General features: G+C 50.9%; 13 protein-coding genes. 4 read left to right on the top strand and 9 right to left on the bottom strand.

Features of this window, described 5'->3' with window-relative positions:
• Positions 1–315: 315 nt before the first annotated feature.
• Both DN748_RS17805 and DN748_RS17800 read left to right on the top strand, forming a co-directional pair.
• Positions 316–2,238 (top strand): sensor histidine kinase, encoded by a 1,923-nt coding sequence (locus tag DN748_RS17805; protein ID WP_112373187.1) that lies wholly within the window; start codon positions 316–318, stop codon positions 2,236–2,238.
• Complete coding sequence (locus DN748_RS17800) at positions 2,219–2,851, top strand: response regulator transcription factor (protein WP_112373186.1); 633 nt, start codon at positions 2,219–2,221, stop codon at positions 2,849–2,851. The genes DN748_RS17805 and DN748_RS17800 overlap by 20 nt, the downstream gene beginning before the upstream one ends.
• Positions 2,852–2,963: 112 nt before the next feature.
• On the opposite strand, the gene DN748_RS17795 is transcribed toward DN748_RS17800, so the two are convergent.
• From DN748_RS17795 to DN748_RS17785, 3 genes are all read right to left on the bottom strand, one after another.
• The gene (locus DN748_RS17795; RefSeq protein WP_112373185.1) at positions 2,964–4,442 is read right to left on the bottom strand and encodes a RagB/SusD family nutrient uptake outer membrane protein; all 1,479 of its coding nucleotides are present in this window, start codon (positions 4,440–4,442) and stop codon (positions 2,964–2,966) included.
• A 31-nt stretch (positions 4,443–4,473) separates the two neighbouring features.
• Entirely contained in the window at positions 4,474–7,440 is a 2,967-nt protein-coding gene (locus DN748_RS17790; protein WP_112373184.1) for a SusC/RagA family TonB-linked outer membrane protein, read from the bottom strand.
• A gap of 249 nt (positions 7,441–7,689) precedes the next feature.
• On the bottom strand, positions 7,690–8,559 hold the full coding sequence (locus DN748_RS17785) for a DUF808 family protein (RefSeq protein WP_112373183.1): 870 nt from the start codon (positions 8,557–8,559) through the stop codon (positions 7,690–7,692).
• A gap of 539 nt (positions 8,560–9,098) precedes the next feature.
• Between DN748_RS17785 and DN748_RS17780 the strand changes: the two genes are divergently transcribed.
• Together DN748_RS17780 and DN748_RS17775 are read left to right on the top strand one after the other, a co-directional pair.
• Positions 9,099–10,286: an ankyrin repeat domain-containing protein gene (locus DN748_RS17780; RefSeq protein WP_112373182.1), complete on the top strand. Its 1,188-nt coding sequence runs from the start codon at positions 9,099–9,101 to the stop codon at positions 10,284–10,286.
• A 10-nt stretch (positions 10,287–10,296) separates the two neighbouring features.
• Positions 10,297–11,640 (top strand): ankyrin repeat domain-containing protein, encoded by a 1,344-nt coding sequence (locus DN748_RS17775; RefSeq protein ID WP_112373181.1) that lies wholly within the window; start codon positions 10,297–10,299, stop codon positions 11,638–11,640.
• 60 nt (positions 11,641–11,700) lie between these two features.
• Here DN748_RS17775 and DN748_RS17770 read toward each other — a convergent pair whose 3' ends face one another.
• The 6 genes from DN748_RS17770 to DN748_RS17745 all read right to left on the bottom strand — a co-directional run bounded on the left by DN748_RS17770 (position 11,701) and on the right by DN748_RS17745 (position 22,694).
• Positions 11,701–12,462 carry an SDR family NAD(P)-dependent oxidoreductase gene (locus tag DN748_RS17770; protein ID WP_112373180.1) on the bottom strand — a complete coding sequence of 254 codons (762 nt, stop codon included), beginning with the start codon at positions 12,460–12,462 and terminating at the stop codon, positions 11,701–11,703.
• Between the two features lie 292 nt (positions 12,463–12,754).
• Positions 12,755–13,492: a sulfite exporter TauE/SafE family protein gene (locus tag DN748_RS17765; RefSeq protein ID WP_112373193.1), complete on the bottom strand. Its 738-nt coding sequence runs from the start codon at positions 13,490–13,492 to the stop codon at positions 12,755–12,757.
• A gap of 22 nt (positions 13,493–13,514) precedes the next feature.
• Entirely contained in the window at positions 13,515–14,906 is a 1,392-nt protein-coding gene (locus DN748_RS17760; protein ID WP_112373179.1) for an aminopeptidase P family protein, read from the bottom strand.
• Between the two features lie 158 nt (positions 14,907–15,064).
• Positions 15,065–17,755: a DUF5695 domain-containing protein gene (locus DN748_RS17755; RefSeq protein ID WP_112373178.1), complete on the bottom strand. Its 2,691-nt coding sequence runs from the start codon at positions 17,753–17,755 to the stop codon at positions 15,065–15,067.
• Between the two features lie 47 nt (positions 17,756–17,802).
• The gene (locus tag DN748_RS17750; RefSeq protein WP_112373177.1) at positions 17,803–19,494 is read right to left on the bottom strand and encodes a DUF885 family protein; all 1,692 of its coding nucleotides are present in this window, start codon (positions 19,492–19,494) and stop codon (positions 17,803–17,805) included.
• A 161-nt stretch (positions 19,495–19,655) separates the two neighbouring features.
• A complete protein-coding gene (locus DN748_RS17745; protein ID WP_112373176.1) occupies positions 19,656–22,694 on the bottom strand; it encodes a beta-L-arabinofuranosidase domain-containing protein in 3,039 nt (1,012 codons plus the stop codon).
• Between the last annotated feature and the right edge of the window lie 34 nt (positions 22,695–22,728).

Below are 22,728 nucleotides of genomic sequence, written 5' to 3'. Positions count from 1 at the left end.
CAAAGAACGATTTGGACCAAATGGGCCAAGTTTATTTAATTTTTAACAACGTCCCAATTTTAATGGGACACTAGTGATTTAATGTATATAATAAAAACATATCCATTTGATTTTAAGTTCGCTAATCCCTGTCAACTACCGGTTTGAGAACCGGTACTGTCCGTTTTTAAGGATACTCACGGCGCTACGGCGGATACTTTCATACCATTTTACCACCGCCAATTTATCAGCAGGATCAACCATATCCAATACCTGATCAAGGGTATTTTATCCGTAAACCATAAGTACTATTTTTGTATACAGACGAACATATCTATGCTGCAGATCATTTTATACTTGTATACGGCATGTGCCTTTAACCTGGCAGCGCTGGCAAAACCCTTGCCTCGTGTACCGGTACCGGAGATACTGCAGGATATTTTTGCGGTCTCTGGGGCCAATACCGAGCATTTATCCGGATATGTCAGTTATTACATTGACCACAACCGCAACAGTAATGCCGGGGAGGTGTATACCGCACTGGAACAGGGAAAGTTCAGGAAATGGCCGGAAAATACCACCCTGAACATAGGGCTGAACCCCTACCCGTTATGGTTACACCTGGAAGTTGCCAATACCACTTCCGAAGCACGTACCTACTGGTGGAGCCTGTACAATCAGGCAGATAGTGTACTGGTATACAACAGGTCGGCTGCCGGCAGCTTTGCCCTTATCGACAGCTTGTCGTATCGCACTCCCGTAGCACGACGGGAAACCGCCGTACGCTTTCAGGCCATTCCACTGCACTTCGAAGGGCATGAACACAGGACACTGCTGGTAAAGGTGATAAACCTGCGCACTCCCCAGTATTTTGTGACCGACTTCACCCTGCCTTCAGACAACTTGTTATGGGAAAAGGACTTTTACTGGTCCGTAGGCGTATTTGCAGGATGCTTTCTCGCCATCATGGTCATGAGCCTACTCATAGGGGCAGTGGCTTCGGAAAAGGCGTTTTATCGCTACGGGCTATACCTGCTGGCTGTTTTGTTTTTAATCCTCTACCAGGAGTTGCTGATCACCATACTCCCGGAAAGGCTTTACCTCATGCTGAGCCGCATACATCCCCTTACTGCGGTATTGCTGGCGCTTTACCTGCATTTTCATGTGGTCTGCTACGTGCTTAACATACGGAAAGAAGACCACCGGCTGTACAGGGCATTGTACAGTATAAACCACATAAGCTTGTATTATACACTGCTTACCGGGATTGTTTATTTTGTATTTATAAATAACCTGTCTGTAGCGCAATGGCCCTTCCTGCTGTTTTTTTATCTGAGTGTGGCCCTGGTCTTTATTCAGCTCCTGCTTATCTTCCTTACCATAATGGGAGCTGTAAAGGCGAGGAAATATATCCTGCTCCACCTGTCTGCCGCTTTCGTGGTGGTTTATTTTAACCCGGCCGGTTACTATCTCAATTATGACGGGTTTATCAATTACTACAGGATCACCTACCCCAATTACTTCTACTGGATCATGTGTACCGAGATCATGATCCTCGGGGCCCTGGTCTCCTGGCGTTACCGGTGGACCTTAAAAAGGAACTACACTCTTATGTCTGAACGTGCACAGCTAAAGAAAAAAGCCTATATACGGGAACTGGAAATACAGGAAGACGAGCGAAAAAAAATAGCGCAGGACCTCCATGACGATCTCGGGGCGACATTGAGTGCCATCCGGCTGGTGGTCACCAACAACTACAGCAATGACAGTGCGCTGGTGAGAATGATCACCAAGGCCAATCACGATCTCCGGCATTTTTTCAAGCAACTGATCCCGCTGCCGCTAAAAGGGGGCAGTCTCTTCCAGGCCCTGGACAGCAAGACCGCCGAACTCAACCGTCTCGGGGAGACCTCTTTTTCCTTTATTCCCGTGGGCGACGATACCCTTGTTCCCGACAACCATGTCGTTTCGCTGTACAGGGTGTCTGTAGAATTACTGACCAACATCGCCAAACACGCCAGGGCAAGGGAAGCCACCATACAATGTATTGCAGACCGGGAACAACTGCTCATCATTACCGAGGACGACGGCACGGGGTTCAATATCAAACGCCCCGGTAACGGCATGGGCCTCCAGAATGTCTACGACCGCGTATCGCGTATGGGGGGAGATACTCATATTTCGAGTAACAGCAACGGTACGACAACCATAATTACCATACCACTGATAACCATAACCGATGATGGAAGCACAGAATAACTACAGCATATTTCTTACCGACGACCACCAGTTGTTCCTGGATGGCCTGGTACGCATCCTGGAAAACGAACCCGATTTTTCCATTGCAGGCATATACCGTTCCGGCGAAGAATTGTTGCACGGGCTCAACAGGATGGTCCCCGACCTGGTCATACTCGATGTACAGATGCCCGGTCCTGACGGTATAGCCCTGTGCCGGGAAATCAAACGCCGTCTTCCCGGCATTAAGGTATTGTTTATCTCCATGTTCGATCTTCCCCAGCTCATCAGGGACAGTAAAGCCGCCGGGGCCAACGGGTACCTTACAAAATCCACGGATGCGGATGTAGTCAAGGAAACCATACGGGCCGTGCTTCACGGAGAAGACCTGTTCGCCAGAAGTGAAAAGGGAGAAAACAGCCAAGCGGTCATAAACCCCACGGTATATGTGCTCACCAATAGGGAAAAGGAGATCATCCAGCTTGTCAAGGACGGAAAAACCACCAAAGTCATTGCCCATATGCTGCACCTAAGCCATTATACGGTAGAAACACACCGGAAAAACATCTTCAGAAAACTCCGGATTTCCTCGGTATCAGAACTGATCGCCTTCGCCTATAAAAGCGGATTATAACCGGATTTTCACCATCCCGGTCCCGGTATTCCCACGATCCGGTTCCGCGTCCCCGGCGGGAAAACCGGTATTGGCCGGCACACCTCAGAGGCAAAACACCTGATGCCATCAATCAATACCCCGGGTTCTGGTCATCCGGCCCCATCGCCCCGTTAAAATTGAGTTCGGCATCGGGTATGGGCCACAGGTAGTGTTTTTCCGCAATGGTGATGCCCTTTACCTCCAGGATGGTTTCTGCCGCCGTACCGGTACGTTTCAGGTCGTACCAGCGTTTTCCCTCGAAAATAAACTCGTAGGCCCGCTCCTGTAATACCAGTTCCGTAAAAGAACCGAGATTATAATCTCCGGCACTGAAATCGAAAGGTCCCGGAGTTTCCGCATCCTGACCGTAAGCCCGGCGATGCACTTTATTCAGCGCTTCCGTTCCTTCGGGGGTGGGAGCCCCTGCTTCCCTGGCCGAGGCTTCTGCATAGATCAGCAACACTTCGGCAAACCTGTATACCGGGAGGTCATTTCCCGCTCCCCTGTTGTTTACGGCCTGCTGGTCTACATATTTTTTGGATACCAGCGTATTGGGGCCCAGGCCGAAATCTATCCGGTCCCACAGTGCTTTTCGCAGGTCGTTATCATTCCAGTGCTCATAGAAAGGATTGGTTGCTTCACTGTAATGGGCATAACTCCCGCCAAAATTGAACAACCCGGTATCGGGGTGGTTCAGCACAAAAACCAGCCAGTTTCCCTGGTCTATCTCATGCGTGTATTTCAACGAAAAGATATCTTCCGCCGACGTCTCGATATCCGGGCCGAAAAGGTTGTACTGCAGGTCTTCTGCAGTCGTGGCCGGCACCAGGGCATATTTTCCCGATTCGATAACTTCCAGGGCTTCCGAAGCCGCTTCGGCATCATTGCCAAGAGTAAGGTGCACATCGGCCAGCAGGCTTTTTACCGCATAAACCGTAGGCCTGCCGATATTGCGGGGCTCCTCCGGAAGTATGTCCCCCGCATACTCCAGGTCTTCCAGGATCAGGTCGTAAACTTCCGCAGTGCTGCTTCGCGCTATATCCACCTCTTCCATATTCTCCTCCGTACGCAATGGCAACCCGCCCCAGTTCCGCACCAGTGAAAAATAGTTCAGTGCCCTTATAAACCTCGCTTCGGCGATATACAGTGCTATTTCTTCTTCGGTGGCCTCCAGCGCCTGCGGGGCATTCCGGATCAGCAGGTTGGCATTCCGGATGCTCAGGTAAAAAGCGTTCCACCGCGTTGCCGCCGTATTGATATTTGCCGAATTCAGCCCCTGGAAATCATTGTAATTGGCCCTGCTGCCCCGTCCGTACCCCCAGTCGGTATGAGCGTCCAGTACGGCTACCTGTTCGGCATATTCCGCCCTGATGGGGGCATAGCAGGCATTGACGGCCGCCTCCAGTTCCTCCCGGGTATTGTAAAAAAGTTCTTCCACTACCGACTTGGGGTTTTCGTCCAGCTTGCTGTCGCTGCAACTGCACAGGAACATCAGGAGAAGTCCGGTACAGGCCGAAACGGATATGCTGAAAATTCTTTTTGTGATACGGGTATGATTTACAAAATTCATGTGCTAAGGTTTTCCTGTTAAAGAAGCTGGTTTAAAACGTCATCCGCAATCCTACCGTAAACCCTTTGGCTACCGGGTAAGACAGGTAATCGATCCCGGGACTGTCCGCTCCCTGCGAATTTACCTCCGGGTCCCACCAGGAATAATCCGTTATGGTAATGAGGTTCTGTCCGCTTATATAGAGCTGTGATTTTTCTATAAAGCTGTTTTCCAGCGGTATCGAATAGGCCAGTTCTATATTTTTCAACCGTACATAAGAACCGTCTTCCACCCACCTGTCGGAGGCATAGGCAGACGTGTTCCTGCTGATCAGCGGGTATTTGGCATCCGGGTTACCGGGACTCCAGTGGTCCAGGTATACCTCTCGAAGCGTATTTAATCCCTGCCCGTAATCCATCGTTACGGGAATGGCGCTGACATTAAAAATATCATTGCCCTGCGACCCCTGTATAAAGAACGACAGGCTGAAATTCTTATAGCTCATATAGGAGTTAAGCCCGTAGATAAAATCGGGATTGGGGTCGCCGATATAGGTTTTGTCCTCCGGAGACAGGGTACCGTCACCGTTCAGGTCCATCAGTTTTATCTGCCCCTGTTCGTCATAACCGTCTTCGCGGTATCCCCAGAACTGGCCCATGGGCCTGCCTTCGCTGAGAACGGCAATATTGTCCTGTACCACCAGTGCGGAAACATAGGACGTGAGAATATCTTCCCCGCCATAGAGATGAACCACCTTATTCTTATTGGATGACAGGTTTGCCGAAAGGTCCCACTGAAACTCCCCTGTAAACACCGCTCCGGATACCCCGACCTCAAATCCCTTGTTCTGCACCTCGCCCACATTGCGGATAGTAGACAGATAGCCCATCGAACTCGGCAACGGAACGGTATTGAGCAGATCGCGGGTATTCTTGACGTAATAATCCAGGGTCAGTGAAATACGGTTATTCAGCAAACCGATATCCATCCCCACATCCCACTGCTCCGTCGTTTCCCATTTCAGGTCTCCGGGCAGCCGGGTACCGGGGGCCAGGGTATTGTACAGCTGATCGTCAAAAACCGTTTTTCCGGAAAGCAGTACGTTCAGCGTGGTATAGGGATCTATGGCCTGACTTCCTACCAGTCCCCAGCTCCCCCTTAACTTCAGGTCGGAAAAGAAATTCAGCTTTTTTATAAAAGGTTCCTCACCGGCCCTCCATGCCAGGGCGGCCGACGGAAAATTCCCCCATTTGCTCCCCTCGCTGTAACGGGAAGAACCGTCCCTCCGCATACTGAAGGTGAGCAGGTACCGGTCTTTAAAAGCGTAATTGATCCGCCCCAGGTAAGACAGAAGCGTAGATTCGGAATACCCGGAAGAGGGAATTCCCGGTGTTTCCGATACCTGAAGCTGGTACGATTCGAAAGCATCGCTGATAAAACCTACCCCGCTTCCGGCCACGTACTCCCGGGTGAAGTTCTGATAGGTAAACCCGGCCAGGGCCGAAAGCCTGTGGGCGTCGTTAAATGTCTTTTCATAGGTAACGGTATTTTCGCTGAGCAGGCTTCGTTCCTGGTTAGTCGTTACACTGGCCGAACCGTTGGAATTGTGAAAATTGCGGGAAGTATAAGAATCCGTCCGGTCGTCCCTGTTCTCAATACCCCCGGCTATCCTGACCGTAAGTTCGGGAACCGGATTAAACACAAAAGCCAGGTTGCTCAGCACCACATTGGCCTTGATCTTGTTGGATTGTTCCCTGATAAAATTGACCGGATTCACGATATCCGGCGCTACAAACGGGTATTCGTCCGCCAGCACACGGTAACTTCCGTCCTCGTTATACGGCGTAGAGATGGGCGCCGCGGCTATGGCCGCACCGATAAGCGAGTTTCCCCTGCTCCCGCCCCGGCTGTCTTTCCTGTAGGTTTCCAGGTACGACAGCGAATTATTCCACTCTACCCGTACCTTGTCACTGATCTCATGGCTCAGGTTCAGCCGGCCGGAATACCTCTTGTAATCGCTGCCCTCTACAATACCTTCATTGTCAAAAATACTTCCCCCGAGAGAGAATTTTGTTTTTTCATTCCCCCCGCTTACGGTGATCGAATGCGATTTGACAGCGCCTTCACCAAACACAAAATCCTGCCAGTCGAAGCCCCTTCCGAAACCGTTTACCTCATTGTCGGAGAAATAGGGTGCCTGGTTGTCGTTCTGTGCCTGGAGGTTCATCAGCAGTGCATATTCCCTGCCGTTGAGCAGATCGAGTTTTGAAGTCTGCCACTGCATGGAATAACTGGTTTCCAGCTCCACCCGCGTAGCCCCTTCCCGGCCCTTTTTGGTTGTGATCATCACTACCCCGTTTGCCCCGCGCGAACCGTAAATGGCCGTAGCCGAGGCATCCTTGAGTACTTCTATACTTTCTATATCGGCATTGTTGATATTGGTAGGCGCCCCGGAATAAGGGAAACCGTCTATCACATAGAGCGGGTCATTATTACCCTGTATGGAATTGGAACCGCGGATCCTCACACTTACCGCAGCGCCGGGGGCACCGGTACTCTGGGATACCTGAACCCCGGGAGCCCGCCCCTGCAGCGACTGCATGACGGAGGTTGTCGGAAAGGCACTGACCTCTTCGGCACTCACCTGGGATACCGCCCCGGTAAGGTCGCTCTTTTTTACATTGCCATACCCTATCACCACCACCTCATCCAGACCGGTGACGTCCTGTTCCAGGGTTACCGTAATCTCCTCCTGTCCGTCTACCGGTATCTCCCTGGCCACAAACCCTATAAAAGACACTTCAAGCACCGCATCGGCATCCGACACCTCCAGGGTAAACGCACCGTCCATATCGGTCTGCGCCCCGTTATCCGTACCCTTTTCCGCCACGCTGGCCCCCGCCAGGGGCAGTCCCGTGGTATCCCTCACTGTTCCCGAAATCAGCCATTCCTGCCCGTTAACGGCGGCCAGGCCTGTAAAGAAAAATAAAAACAGGGAATAAAGTACATTGTTGTTCATGGAAGTCGTTTTTTACAAGATATTGATAGCCAGAATATAACATCATGCACACGTAATAATGTGCCATACCGTAAAAACAACTGGTTTCCAGTAATTTAAGATTTTTTTAAGACAGGTAACCCCTCTTACCGCTGTAGAATTTTTATACACATACCTGTTCCTGTGTAATTCATACACAATATTTTGCAGAAAAAAACAATACGACATGCTTCCGGAGGCCGTGCTGCCGGACGGGAAACATTTCGTTTTTTAACCTCTCTTAACAAAGGCAACGACCTTTTTGATCCCTGTAATCAATACCACCATCACTATCCCGGCCGCCAGTCCGGTTACGAATTCCCGGACTACAAAGGGAAGATCGGGCAACAAGTGATGCAGGGCATCGATATTGTGTACAAAAATCCCTCCCGAAACCAGGATCAGTGCTATGGTACCTATAATACCCAGCAGGCGGATCACCACAGGGAGCGACCGCACCAGTATGCGTCCCAGCCACGACAAAAAACCGCGGTCGCGGGAAAACCTGATCAGTTTATATCCCGCATCGTCCATACGCACTATAAGCGCTACAATACCATATACTCCAACGGTAGCCAGAAAGGCCACTACCGTTACGGTTACGGCCTGTACGGTAATACTCTTGTCCAGCACGGTACTCAGTGCAATGATGACAATCTCTATAGACAGGATAAAATCGGTAACTATGGCCGATTTTATTTTGGTACGCTCCGCCGTGGCATCCGTTTTATCTTTTTCTTCGACCACCTCGTGCGCTTCTTTTTTACGGTGAAAAAGAAATTCCACTATTTTTTCCATGCCTTCATACGCCAGGTAGCAGCCCCCGATAACCAGCACGACCCTGATGGCTGCGGGGAAAAAAATGTTGAGCACCAGGACTATAGGGATAATGATCAGTTTGTTTACAAAAGACCCTTTCGTAATGGCCCATATTACCGGCAATTCCCTCGACGATAAAAAACCCGTAGCCTTTTCGGCATTTACCGCCAGGTCGTCTCCCAGTATCGCTGCCGTTTTCCGGGTGGCCACCTTGCTCGTCACTGCAATGTCGTCCATCAGTGCAGCAATATCATCCAGAACAGCAAAAATACCTGAAGCCATATTTTCTCTCTTTTCGGATATTAAGAAACTGTTTAAATTTTATCCTTCGGTTCTTTTATGCGTCTTTTTCTACCATACTTCGGCTATTTGTTCCCCACGTAGCTACGGCTATGTGGCTCCAAATACCCTCGTCTGGTAAAAAAATACACTATAAAATATTCCAAAAACAAAATCAAAACAGTTTCTAAAAATAATACTTCCTGTACATATATAGCACTCCTTTGAAAATATTTCCGGTGTCCGGTTTAATTCTCCCTTCATCCGCAGCTGAAAGGAATCCAATCGAACAGGTCATGCCACTTTTGTATCAGGCACCAGGGCGGAGAAGTACTCTTATAACCCTCCGAAAGGGATCTGAGGAAGATTCCCGTTATCCGGTAGTTGTAGTTGGCAAACAGGAAAGCCTTCAAAACGGGTAAGTCTTCACAGGCTCTTCACCGGGTTTAACGTTGGGCAAGCTGTAATTTTAACGGATTCTGGGTATAGGCCCGTATGCCATTCCGGTGTAATTTTACCATCGTATAAAAACATTAAAATATATGGCTTCTTTTGACAGAGATGCATTTTTCCGGATATTATTTTCCAGGGACGAGCATGCGCTCCTGGAATATCTGAAGGAACCCGACGGAAAAATTCCTGCAGAGCAGCTGGACCGGCTGTTCCAGACTATCGTACAGAACAGGTACTGGAAAACACTGGAATTCTGTATCGAGAACGATATCGCAGAACCCGACCTGTTCGAATATGAGTCGTTTGCCCGTACCCCGGTACACACCATGCTGATACCCAACCTCTCCAGGGAAGAAGACTGGCAGGCCTATTTACCCCTGTTCAATGCTTTTCTCCGCAGGATAGAAGATATCGACGAAGAAGTAGCCGGTTATAACCTGTTGTCTTATGCCATCGAAAACAAATCGCCGGTCGCCATCCTGAAAGCCGTTATAGATACGGGGATATCCATGAATTACCAGTCCGTGTACGGTGTGTCTTACCTGTATCAGTGCTGCCAGAAACTGCGTATGCCACGACCGGATGCCGGGGAGGTCGTACAGCTTTTACTGGACAACGGGGTCGATGTCAATGCCCGGACCACAGCACATAAGACCGCATTGTTCCAGGCCGTGGAATGTGCTCATATTCCCGTAACAAGACAACTGCTGGAAGCCGGGGCCGACGTCAGCCAGGCAGATACCAAAGGCCTTACGGTGTTTTATATTGCCGCCGTACACCTTCAGAATGCGGAAATGTTCAAACTATTGCTGGAATACGGCACCCCCGATTTTACCCGCCGGAACAGCGATAACGAAAACATGCTCAATGCCTTTCTGAAATATGTACAACCCGGCACTTCTTCCCTGGATATCCTGAAACTGCTGCTCGATAACGGGGCATCGCTGACCGATACTTCCGAATATTATCACAGACCCAAATCCGGTATAGACTGGGTTGCCGAAAAACCGCCTGAATTACTGGCCTTTTTACTGGAACACGATTATATAGATGTCAATGCACGCGATGATAACGGTACTACCTTGCTGATGAAAGTCTGTGCCTATCCCAGCAACCATGAAGAATCCAGGGCAAAGGACACTTACCGCAAAGTAAAAATGCTGTTAAAAGGGGGAGCCGATCCCGAAACGGAGAACAACGAAGACAAAAAAGCCGTAGATTACGCCATGGAAGACCAGCTAAAAGCCAAAATAGTTCAAGTATTATTAGAAAGATAAACATACCGCCATGTCTCAGTCATTTTTAATCGCCTGCGAGGGCGGGAAAAGGAAAATTGCCGAAATACTGCTGGAAAAAGATCAGGTAGATGTAAAATATACCGACGAAAAGGGACGCACTGCCCTTCATTATGCTGCTTACCAGGGGTATACCGGTATTTCGGGACAACTCATTGCAGCCGGGGCCACGATCGATTATGAAGACCACAACGGCGAAACTCCCCTTTTTTTTGCCGTGCTCGGCAAGCAGAAACAGACCGCGTTACAGCTCCTGGAAGCCGGTGCCAAAACCGGGATCAACGATTTTAAAGGCAACAGCCTCCTGCATATCGTTGCCCATACCGGGCAGCAGGATATCGCACTGAAACTCATTGAATCCGGACTGGATGTCAACGCATTGAACAAGGACGGTATCCCTCCCCTGCTTATCGCGGTACGACACGGGTTCCCCCCACTGGTCAGGATACTCCTGGAAAACAGTGCCGATGCAGATTTTACCGATACATCGGGAAATACGGCCCTGGGGCTGGCCATCGGGAATAACGCTGTTCCCATAGTGAATATGCTGCTGGACCACGGGGCTTCGGTAAACCTGCTCAATGACCTCAACGAAAGTCCGTTACTGCTGGCTACACGGTCCGGCAACCGCATTATTGCAGAAAAACTGATAGCACAGGGCGCCAATATTTTCTCGGAATCCAAAGAAGGGATCTCTCCCGTATGGTATGCCGTAAGCGCCAATCAGAAAGAACTGGTAAACATCTTTTTGCAAAAGGGCCTTTCTCCCGATTATGCCCGAAGCACCGATGCCTGGGACGGAAAGGACGGGCATTATATCAGCAGGCTTATCTCCAATACCGGAACACAGACCTTTATCCTGGGATTCGAACCGCACTATGCCGGGGAAACCCTGTTACATACCGCTACCAGGTTCGGATACCTGTCCCTCGTAAAACTGCTGCTCGACAAGGGTGCCGATATAGACAAACAGGATGCCTCCGGCAATACCGCCCTGCATTACGGTGCGGCGTATGGCAAAAAGGATGTGGTCAGATTTCTCCTCACACACGGAGCCACAACAGGGGTGGTAAATGTAATGGAACAGAAACCTGTCGATTATGCCAATATAAAAGGGTTTAACGAGATCACCGCATTACTGATAGACTTCGGGGCTGCGGCCGGTACCGTGGAAGAAGTCACAGCAAGAACGCCAGCAACCACATCTTCCCCCGTCTCCTCCACAGATATGACGGAAAAGAAAAAAGCGCTGTTCGATCTCAAGGAACTCCTCGATGCCGGGATTATTACCGAAGAGGAATTCCTTGAGCAGAAACAAAAGATACTGAAAAGCTGATACGTATCGCATAAGAACCAGGTACGTTTCGGCCCCAATACCTGAAGATTAATCACATACTTAATGCATGGTCATTCCGCCGTCTACCACGAGTTTGCTTCCCGTGATAAATTTGCTGTCATCAGAAGCCAGGAATAAAACACCTTTTGCGATATCGTCGTTGGTGGCATACCGCTTCATCGGGATAGATGCCTCAAAGCCCTTTTTCACTGTTGCTCCCTCTCCCGGGGCATATCCGTCTTCCAGCGAACGCATCATCCGGTTATCTACCGGTGAAGGGTGAACGGTATTTACACGAATACCGCGTCCCGCGGTTTCCAATGCAACAGTACGGGTAATCCCGATCACCGCGTGTTTGCTGGCCACATAGGCGCTCATGGACTCAAATCCGGCCAGCCCGGCCACCGACGAGGTATTGATGATACTTCCCCCGTCATTCATTTCCGGCAGTACGTACTTCAGTCCCAGCCATACCCCTTTTACATTAATACTGATCAGCTTGTCGAACGCTTCTTCAGGATATTCGGTAACGGGTTTTACCACTCCTTCAATTCCCGCATTGTTAAAAAAGACATCGATCTTTCCGAAGGTCTTTACCGTATGCTCCACATATTCCTGCACATCGGCCGCCTTCGAGACGTCGGCCGTCACATAACTCACATCGGGACTATCCAGCTCCGAAGCTACCCGTTCAAGAGCCTCCCCATCGATATCCACGAGGACTACCCTGGCCCCCTCGTTCAAAAACAATCTTGCCGTAGCAGCGCCGATAGCACCGGACCCCCCGGTGATCACAGCTACCTTGTTCACTAACTTTGCCATAATATTCACGTTTTTCCGTTATACTTTCAGGCAAAGTAAGTAATCACACCACACAATTCTCATTACCAAAATCAGGGGCCATCCCGATATTTTTTAGTATCTTAACGGGTTTATGGAGCTGGTAACGATATCATGCAAACCCGAAACACACCCCCGTTATCACATCAGCTAATCCGCCAATTATCACATTGGCACATTATCACATCGGCACATTATCACATTGACACATTATTCATACGGAACAAACCCTTCGTGGATGACCAGTTCTGCGGTAATGTCTTCCGAACCTCCTTCAGGAGATAAGCACCTGGGCCAACAGCACTATTCCGATACCTGCAAGCCCCATATACACATAGTTTAAAAAGGCCCCGTCCCTGAGCCGGTGATTAAAATACCTTCCGAGAAGAATGGCAGGGACAATGACCGGAACGGAGACCAGGAAATAATGGGTCACCGCCGCATCCCAAAGTCCTTTGTACCAGTACCCGGACATCCCGATAATGCTCGCCGGCAGAAAATAGGCCTGTAAGGTAGCCCTCAGGTGCCCGGCCGTCCAGTTCCTCATATCGCCGTATATAACGAGCGGCGGACCGTTAACGCCATAAGCCCCGCCAAATACCCCTGAAAAAAAACCACAGATAAAAAGCCAGAAGATATTGTCCTTTTTCAATTTGAAGCTGCTTTTTGAAAACAGGGAATAAAGTGAATAGAGTATAAGAATGATACCCAGAACAGACTTTATCAGGTTTTCATTGCCGTAAACAAGCAGTAAGAGCCCTGCCGGAATTCCCATAACCGCAAAGACAAGCAGCCATTTTGCACTGTGAAAATGTATTTTTTTCCGGTCCTGTACGACGATAACCGCCGCGATCAGTATGGATATCAGTACCGAAAGGGGCACTGCAATTTCAACAGGGACCAGAAAAACGAGCAGGGGAACTGCTATCAGGGACTCGCCGAACCCAAAGGTGGAACGGACCAGGGTAGCGATAAATACAATGGCCAGAATATAAAATGTCAGTACATCCATGTAAAAAGCTGCTTTCCCGGAATTATCCCGCAATAAGGGTCTCAATATCTTCCGGGGTCTTGGCCAGGGGATCCCCCAGAAGCGCTTTCCCTGAAGATGTGATCACAAAATCCTCCTCTATACGTATTCCCCCGAAATGGCGGAATTGGTCTACAGCATCATAATTTATAAACCCGGCATGTCTCTTTTCCGCCTTCCAGGCATCCATCAGGAAGGGATTAAAATAGAGACCGGGTTCTACGGTAAGTACGAAACCAGGTTCCAGGGCCCTGCCCAGACGCAGCGACTTCAGTCCGAACTGCGTACTCTTTTTCAGCGTATCGGTATAGCCTACATAGGCTTCGCCCAGGTTTTCCATATCGTGAACGTCCATCCCCATCATATGCCCCAGGCCGCATTGAAAAAACAGCGCATGGGCCCCTGCGGCGACAGCCTCTTCCGTATCCCCTTTCATCAGCCCGAGTGCTTTGAGCCCTTCGGTAAGCCGGCTGCAGGCCAGCAGGTGGACATCCCGGAACAATACCCCCGGCTTCAGGGCTTCTACCGCCGTGTTATGGGCATCGAGAACAATATTGTAAACATCTTTTTGCAGGGAGGTATACGTCTTTCCTGCCGGAAAGGTCCGGGTCATATCTCCCGCATAATTCATGGCCGTTTCGGCCCCGCAATCGCAAAGTACCAGGTCGCCTTCCCGCAATAAGGCTTCGGAAGCGTGATTGTGCAGGTACTGCCCGTTACGGGTAAGGATAATGGGAAAAGAGATATTGCCCCCTCCTCCTATGGCTATGGCCTGTAATTCGCCTGCGATCTCCTTTTCGCTCCTTCCGGCACGCGCATTGCGAATGGCATGCGTATGCATGGCGGCGGTAATGTTTACGGCCTTCCGGATCTCCTCCAGTTCTTCCGCAGTCTTTACCGATCGTTGTCTTACCACCGCCCTGGTCAAAGCCGACGAGCTGTTTTCCGCCACCTGTGTCACCGGGATACCGAGCAGCCCGGCAAGGAGAATGGTCACTGCCGGGCGGTACGGCGGAAGAAAATGCAGCACATTGCCCGACTGCCGGTGTTTGCCAAGATAGCCCTCCAGTTCACGGAGCGGCCTTACCCGGGTAATCCCCGATTTCGCTGCCAGTTCGGATAAGGGAGGCACAGTCCCGGTCCATACGATCTCTTCCGGGGTGGCATCATCGCCAAAAAGTATTTCGGTATTGTTGTCGACATCAATAACAAAAAACAGGTCGGGAATATTATTGATCCCGGTATAGTACAAAAAGCAACTGTCCTGCCGGAATGGATACCAGTTATCCCTGTAGTTCATGCCGCTTTCCCCGTTTCCGGGAAACAGCAATATGCCCTTTCCGGCTTCTTCTTTTAATGCCTGTCGCCTTGCGGTATAGGTTTCTTCTGAAAACATATAGATGATCTTTATTTTCCTGTTGTCACGGGCACCGTATTTTTTCCCGGAACGGGGATAATATATACGTGTTCCCTATTCCATACAAAGATAAGGGTAAGCCACTACCCACAATAATAATCTTCCGTTTTTATACCGGCTTTTACGGGCCCGGCTCACTACAATACGACCCTTACCTCCTGTACTCTTCCAGATAACGGAATACGATAGGCCCCGTTTACCATTTCGTAAGGGAGTTCCACCTCCCGGTCTATCCGGAGATACGCATAAGAGGTATATTCACCGGCCGGATCGAGGTGCAGGGTAAGCACCCGTTTTCCCGTATCCCAGTCCACCTTGTTTACGGTCCCCGCATCAAGGCTTACGGCCAGTTTTTCCGGGGCGAGGAATATACGGTTCCTGGCTGCCGTGGTCAGGCTCACCTCGATCTTTTTCCCCTTCTGCTTTAAATTTCCGCCGAAGGCCAGCCATCCGAGATCATCGGTTTTAGCAATAAAGGTCGCCGAATTCACCGCATACCCGAAAAAACCGGAACCGTAGTCCCCGGACAGGTAGTCTATGTCCAGGGTCGAAGGAAAGGAATGAAAGGCTGCGGGCCCGAAACCATCACGGGTAATATTGGCGATCCCGCCCATAACACCACCGTACCCTATCCTGAGCAGACGGAAATTGTCCGGGGTATTGCGATAGGCCTGCAATACGGGAATGGCATTGAGGGCCGAACCGTAATGGTGTATCTGCCGCTCGATACGGGAGAGCTTCCCCCCGTAGAGAAAATCCCAGTACCTCCGGGCATTGCCGTTGTAAGCCCAATGAGGCATTACAGGCATATAGGCCAGGATGGCGCTAAGGGTAACATCGGCTTTCCGGTCGAAACCGAAATAGTCCGACCACATGAACACTTCCTCCTGCCCGGTAGAATCCCAGGGCATTTCACTGCCGAAAGGATAGTTCAGGGAAGCCCAGTGCTCTGCCCTTTTTTTCATCTCTTTTTCGAGTTCGCGGGCTTCTTTGTCCATCCCTTCGCGTTGCAGGTCCTTTAAAACCAGCAGGAAAACAGTGCCTTCCATCTGTCCGAACTGCGCGTAATGCGGGGCCAGGGAGGTCATGGCCAGCGAGGTACGGTAAGCCTGTTCCAGGTACCATTTCCACGGTTTTTCCTCTACCAGCCCCTGGTGATAACGGGCCAGGCGGTACATCACCCACCAGGCTGCGGTTACATGCGGGTAGTTATATGACCTGCCGGGATCGGCGGCATGTTTTTTATCCCAGGCCGCCCAGGTCTTATAATTGATGGTATCGCTGTAAGTTCCGGAAGGCATGCTGTCAGGTTCGTAAAAAAACACACTTTTCCTGACCCCGTATTTACGGCTCCCTTCGTTATACTGGATTCTGCCCCACAGCGTCTGGTGTACAAAACGGCTGAGCTTTTCCATTTCCTTTTTATCGGGTTGCACCAGTTGTTTCATCACAGCCGCCAGCCAGCTCCCGGCCCCGCCCTCGTCACTGAGGCCCGCTATCCACGCCCTGCTGTCCTGGGTTACTCTGGAACGGGTCTCGTAGTCATAAGAGATTACGGAAGGGCTTCGCCCGAACGGGTCGCCGGGATCGTCCAGCCATTGTTCCGTGGTCAGGAAGTGGCCCAAAGCAGCGACAACCTCTTTTTCCGGGGCAATAACCTTATAATTTACGGTTTGTACGCTTCCGTCTTCATAGGTAATTCGCAACCGTGAGCGGCCCCAGGTTTTTCCCTTTACCCGGTATTCGGTATACCCGTTTACGGTCCCTTTTTTCCTAACGGTCAGCTTACCCTCCGGTTCCGTCTCCAGCTGCTTTACCGGTACCGCTGATCTCAGGTATAATTTTCCTTCCACATCCTCCGGCAACACATATCCCGGAATCCCTATGGCTACGGGTTTTCCGTAGTTTTCCAGTGTTTGTTCTGCGGCCCTGAGATCTTCGGCCAGCACCAGGCGAAGTGCAAACTCGTAGTCTTTTCCGGGCTGCAATGTCATACTCCGGGGCGTATTCCACTGCTCCGCACCTTGCCATTCGGTATCGGCATAGGCCCTGCTCAGCGCCATCCATTCGTGGAACCCTTCGAATACGATGCTTCTCGGGGTGGGATCATCCGGCAGCGGGCGGTAAGCTTCAAAAGGCATGTTCTTTTCGGGAAGCACCAACAGTGCACTCCCCTTTCCGCTGAGTCGCTTTACCTCCAGGTAGCCCGCATCCATACCGATATAGGGATCAGAAAATACATTGTCGGCATGTGCCTTATCCAGCGATTTTCCTTCCAGGATGTTATTGAAGACCAGGGGAACACCAAAGGCTCCCATCTCTACCGATTTGCCGGAAGTATTGGTTATGACAAACCGCAGTACCAGGTCGCCGTCCCTGTCTTCGTAATATCGTTTAATACGCAGCGGGACCCCTGCAGGAAGTGCGGGGGTGAGATCGGCTGCGGCAAGGACAGGGCCTTCTGCAGGGAGGGATTTTACCGGTTTTCTTTTCCAGGCCGTGGCATAATGCTGCCACCGGCCCTGCGGCATTTTAAGTGAAAAGTTAATATCCCCCAGGTGGTAGGCACTGTCTTTGTCCCTGATGTCTAGCCTTTCTCCCGGGGTAAAGTCGAAGCTTTCTTCTCCCGCCGGTGACAGGCCTGTAACGGTTTGCGAAGTTTTTAAAAGTCTCAGGCGGAATGTTGAGGTCCCCGTTTCCACATATCCCTTTTCCACTCCCAGAGTAGCAGGTCTGCGCTCCATGCTCTTCCAGTATTCCTGGGCCCCGGCAATATTCATTCCGGAGAAATGAAGCAGTACTATGTACAACAAATATTGTCTTCTCATAAAAATTTTCCTTAATGGTCAATGCAGGCATTTTCCAGGCTTCCCGTTTACTCAAACTCTGTCGAGAACTTCCACCGGGTTTTAAAATTCTGTTTTAACGGCTGTTCGGTGAGTACTGCCCTGAGGATCTCAACGGGCATGAAATTTTCCTTCATCACCCTGTCGTGAAACTGTTTTTCGGTCCATCCCTTTTCCAGCAGTTCGTTACGCAGGGCATAAAACTGCAATCCGCCTATCATATAGGCTACCTGGTAAAGGGGCGGCGTATAAGTAGTGGCAAAGGATCGTCTTACTTCTGCTTCGGCATTGGCGTACTCATGGCCCACCTCGTCTACGAGCATGTCTATACATTCCTGCGGGGTCATTTCGCCCAGATGGTATTTGAGTGAAAAGATAATACGGGCACAGCGGTGGATACGCCAGAACAACATTCCCATTTTCTGTTCCGGAGTTTGGGGAAATCCCTTGTTCCACAAAATAATCTCCCAGTACAGGGCCCATCCCTCCATCCAGAAAGGCGTATCGAACGCCCTGCGATAGGTCTTGTGACGGGCATTCATAAAAAACTGAAGGTTATGGCCGGGCAGTAATTCGTGCTGTACGGTAGCCCTGGAAAAATTAGGATTGTTCCCGCGCATGCTCATCAGCTTGTCTTCCTGCGACATTCCGGTAGTAGGATACGAAATACTTATTTCCCACCCCCCTGTAAAAAAAGGGTTAACCTTTTGCCTTTCGGGGGTCATCATGATCATTCCCCAGGTCTCTTCGGCGAGTTCGGGCAGGGTGATCAGGTCGCGTTTCCGGATAAAATCCACAGATTGCCTGTACAGCTCATAAATGGCTTCCGGCTGTTCCCCGGCAGGCACATACGTTTCCTTGACATGCTCCAGGGCCGCTTTCCAGTCGTCGCCATATCCCAGTTCCCGAGAGGCCCGTATCATTTCTTCCTTGCACCAGTCGAACTGCTTTCGGGCAGCAGCTATAAGTGCTTCGGGGGTGTAAGGAATAAATTCGAATTCCAGTTCCTTCATCAGTCCGTCCCTTCCTGCCGGTTTACCGATAATACCGCTGCCATCGTCCTTAGTACTCTGGTCGGAGTAATTGGTAAAGAGGAACTCCCGGTATTCTCCCAGTGCAGCAGCAAGTTTTTTATAGGGCCCTTCCATCCACCATGTAAAATCGGGGTCGTAACCGTAATAGAATGCGTAAGCCTCCTTCAAGGGCTTGCTCAGTGAGGTCACCACTGCCGCAGCCTTATCCGCCTGTACCCAGTCGGCAAAGGGCTGCCCCTTCAGCACTTCCATTTGTTCCCGGATCTTTTCGGAGACCTGTGTAAAGGCCCTGGCAAGTTCCGGTGCGTCGGGCTTAGCCCCGCGGCGGCGTTCTTTGACGAAGGCGTAGATATCCCCTGCAAATCCGGTTACATGGGCAACTTCCTTAAAGGCCTTATACTGTTGTTGTAATTGATAGTGTTCCCTGGCGATAAGATTGGACAACATGATATAATCAGCCTTTCCTTCCTGGTCAAGAGTATTGAAATCCAGTTGGCCCAGCTTTTTCTCCCAGCCGGTGTAAAAAGTACCGAACCGCCGGTAGTACTCTTCGGATTCCCTGATGGTATAGGTACTTCGAAGCGATTGCTTATCGGCCTGGTAGGTACTGACCACATCAGTAAGCTCCCCGGCCTGTGCGATACCACAGACCGATACGAGGAATATAAGGGTATTTAGTAGTTTCATTCGAAATTGATTTATATTAAACTGTTTGTTGCAGGTTACAGGTTTGGACAGAACTCATAACTCTCAACTCATAACTCTCCTTACCGGTTATTCCACAAAGAAGCACAGAGCACCTCAGAGATTCACGGAGGGGATGCTCTACTTTGTACTTCGGGCTTCCCCTACTCCAGGCCGACATTCAGGTATACCGAATGGCGCCCGTAAGTGTCATAGAAGGGCTTGAAAAGTATGCCGTCTATGGTAAATTCCAACGCAGCCGGGTTCCCTTCTATCGATTTCCCGATGTCACCGGCATCCAGGCTCACCTTTCGCCACTCTTTCCGGGGTTCCTTTTCCTGTGCCGCCAGCAATACCGGGCCATAGAAAAGGCTGGCAATATTTTGCTGGTCCATCACCGGTTCCAGGCGAAAGGCAAAAGGCATTTGCAGGGCCACGGTATCGCCGTCCTTCCAGTTGCGGCTTATGGTGAGGTAGCTTCCCGGTACGGCCTCAACCTTTTCCTCCCGGCCGTTGATCTTTACAAAAAAACCTTTGGTGGCCCATTGCGGTACGCGCACCTTCAGGTCGAATTTCCCTTCTCCCCTTATGGTAAGCAGGGTATGATCTTCCCGGGGGAAACCGGTGGCCTGTTCAACCGTGATATTGCGGTCGTTCCACTTCAGCGTAGACGGGATATAGAGATTTACGTACAGGGCACTGTTGTCCCTGCTTTTAAAATAAATGGAATTCTGCAGTTTGGTACTGCTTTCTATGGCAGTGCCGTTACAGCAGGTAAAACCGGTCATATGCGGATTTCCGAAATGCTTGACCGATCCGGGCCTCAGCGGTACGTGATAGGTATTGGCCGGACTGTCTTCGGCCACAGAGGCCAGAATATGGTTATAGAGTCCGCGTTCGTAATAATCCATCAGTTCCGCACGTTGGTCGAACAGGAAGAGGTTCCTGGACAGTTTCAGCATATTGTAAGTGGCACAGGTCTCGTTCTGCCCGCCGGCGGAGAAACCGTTTTCATACAGGGTAGCGGGCTCACTGATAAAACACTCGGCATTGGCCGGGTTCCGGGCCCCAGCTACCCCGCCTATGCTATACATATAATCGCCGGTGGCCTTGTTCCAGAAATTATCGGCCACGCGATAGTACTCCGCCATATCGGAATCCCGGTAGATCTCGAGGGCCCCGACGATCTGGGGGATGTGCTGATTGGCATGCAGCCCCCGGAAAGTATCCACATTTCCGGCCAGTCCGTGCGAATGTCCGGCATCGCCGAAAAACATATCGATATTATCAAAAAGCCGTGCTGCCCTGAGATAACGCTCTTCCCCGGTAAGCCGGTACAGGCGTGCCATCGCTTCGTTCATCCCCCCGAACTCTCCCGCGATATAAGTGTTCCACATTTTGATCAGGGTCTCTTCTTCCAGGCGGCTGAGCCGGGCATAGACCCAATCGCTCATTCCGGAAGCAATATCAAGGGCTTTTTTATTACCGCTCACTTCATAGATATCCATAAGCCCTGCCAGGATCTTGTGGAGGGTGTAATAGGGCGCCCACACCTGGCTGGCCTGCCCGCCATAAGTCGCCCCCTTTTCCAGCATGATAAACTGGTCCGGGGGATAGGCACTGATATACCCTTTTCCCCAGTTCCGGTAATCGGTACGTATACCGCTTTCACTGAGATCGGAATCGTAATCTTCCTTTCCGGGGCCGGGAGGTACTGCCGTAGGATCGGACACATAATCCTGCCCTTCCCTTCCGGGACTTCCCGACAACCGGGCCAGGGCATACAGCTCCTCTACCATATAGTCCATCTTCTGCCTGAATTTCTCGCGCAGCGCCGGGTCATGACCGGTACCCGCATAGGCCTGGGCAATGGCCGTGAGATAATGCCCCGTGGCGTGCCCCCTGAGTTTGGTTTCCTGGCTGTCCCACACCCCCAGCGGTTTGGCCCCTTCGGGCTGCTCCTGTCCGAAGGCATTGCGGAACATATAGAGGAAGGAATCCGGATCGGTTTCTGCCAGGGTACGGATAAACTTGTCCCTGTTTTCGATGAACCGGGTGCTGTTTCCCTGTGTATCGGGGTCCAGGCTTACCTGGTCCAGCGCAAAAGGTTGCAGCCCGATCTCCGGCGGTTCCGGCAGGTTACCGGCTTTTACCGTGACCACGGCCCCGGGCCGGAAACCGGTGCCCGGCACCCTGCCGGTAACCGTATACTGCCCCGGTTGCAGCACATCGCTGTTATCTGCGGGGGCCGGCCATATCACCCGTACATCAGGGCCACTCATCCCTTTTTCATAAGTTCCGGGAACATACCGGGGCAGCCGCGGCAAATGCCCTGTCCGGGTTTCCGCCTCAATACCGGCCACCTCCACGAGGTAACGGTTATACAACTGTGGTGTCCCGGCATCAAACTTTTGCAGGTCGTCTTCTGCTTTCCCCATCTTTACCAGGTCCTGGCGCACATTTTTCAGTGCATTGAAATAAATACGGGCTACCTGCCTGTCCTGCAGGGGGACACGGTAAAGACGAAAATCGTGTACCGCAGCATCCAGCCCGGGATCTCCCGCATTCCTGCCCTTTCCTATAAACAGGGTATCGTACTCATCCGGTACAAATGCCATATTACCTGTTTCGTCCGCCTTTTTCCCGTCGAGATACAAACGCATCGACCCGGAAGGAACATCCATCACCACTGCCACATGCACCCATTTATTCCGGGCCGGTACCGGGGCAACGGTCCGGACGGCGGGTTTTCCGTTTTCTGTTATCGCAGCGACACATTCCGGAACGTTACCCATACCTGCAGGCGCCAGGGAAAGATACGTGCCGCTACCGGTCCCGAACTCAAAAAAACACTGTCCTTTCCGATCGGAACGGAGGTATATCCACCCGGTTACACTCAGCGATTCGATCCCGCCGAGGGCTTCTCCCGGAAGGGTGATAAAGGCATCATCGCTGCCGGAAAGGGATAGCACCTCTCCAAAGCGGCTGTCCTTGATGAATTTCACGTCAGACCCGTGAATACCGGCATGCAGGTTATTCCGCGACCAGTCCCTGGCATCACCGTCAAATACATAACGGGCTATCAGTCCCGTCTCCCCGATCCCGTCCAGTATCTGGTCGCCCTGTGCCCACACCTGCCCCGTCCATACTACGGCCAGGCAAAATCCGGTAAGCAGTGTTCCTGTAATTTTCTGTAAGATCATTTTTTATAGGTTCTTTTATGTGTTTTTTCCAAAT

Source organism: Sinomicrobium soli, from assembly GCF_003285545.1.
Taxonomy (GTDB): Bacteria; Bacteroidota; Bacteroidia; order Flavobacteriales; family Flavobacteriaceae; genus Sinomicrobium.
Note: the sequence above shows the minus strand (reverse complement) of the source record. Positions and strands in the feature narration are given on the sequence as shown.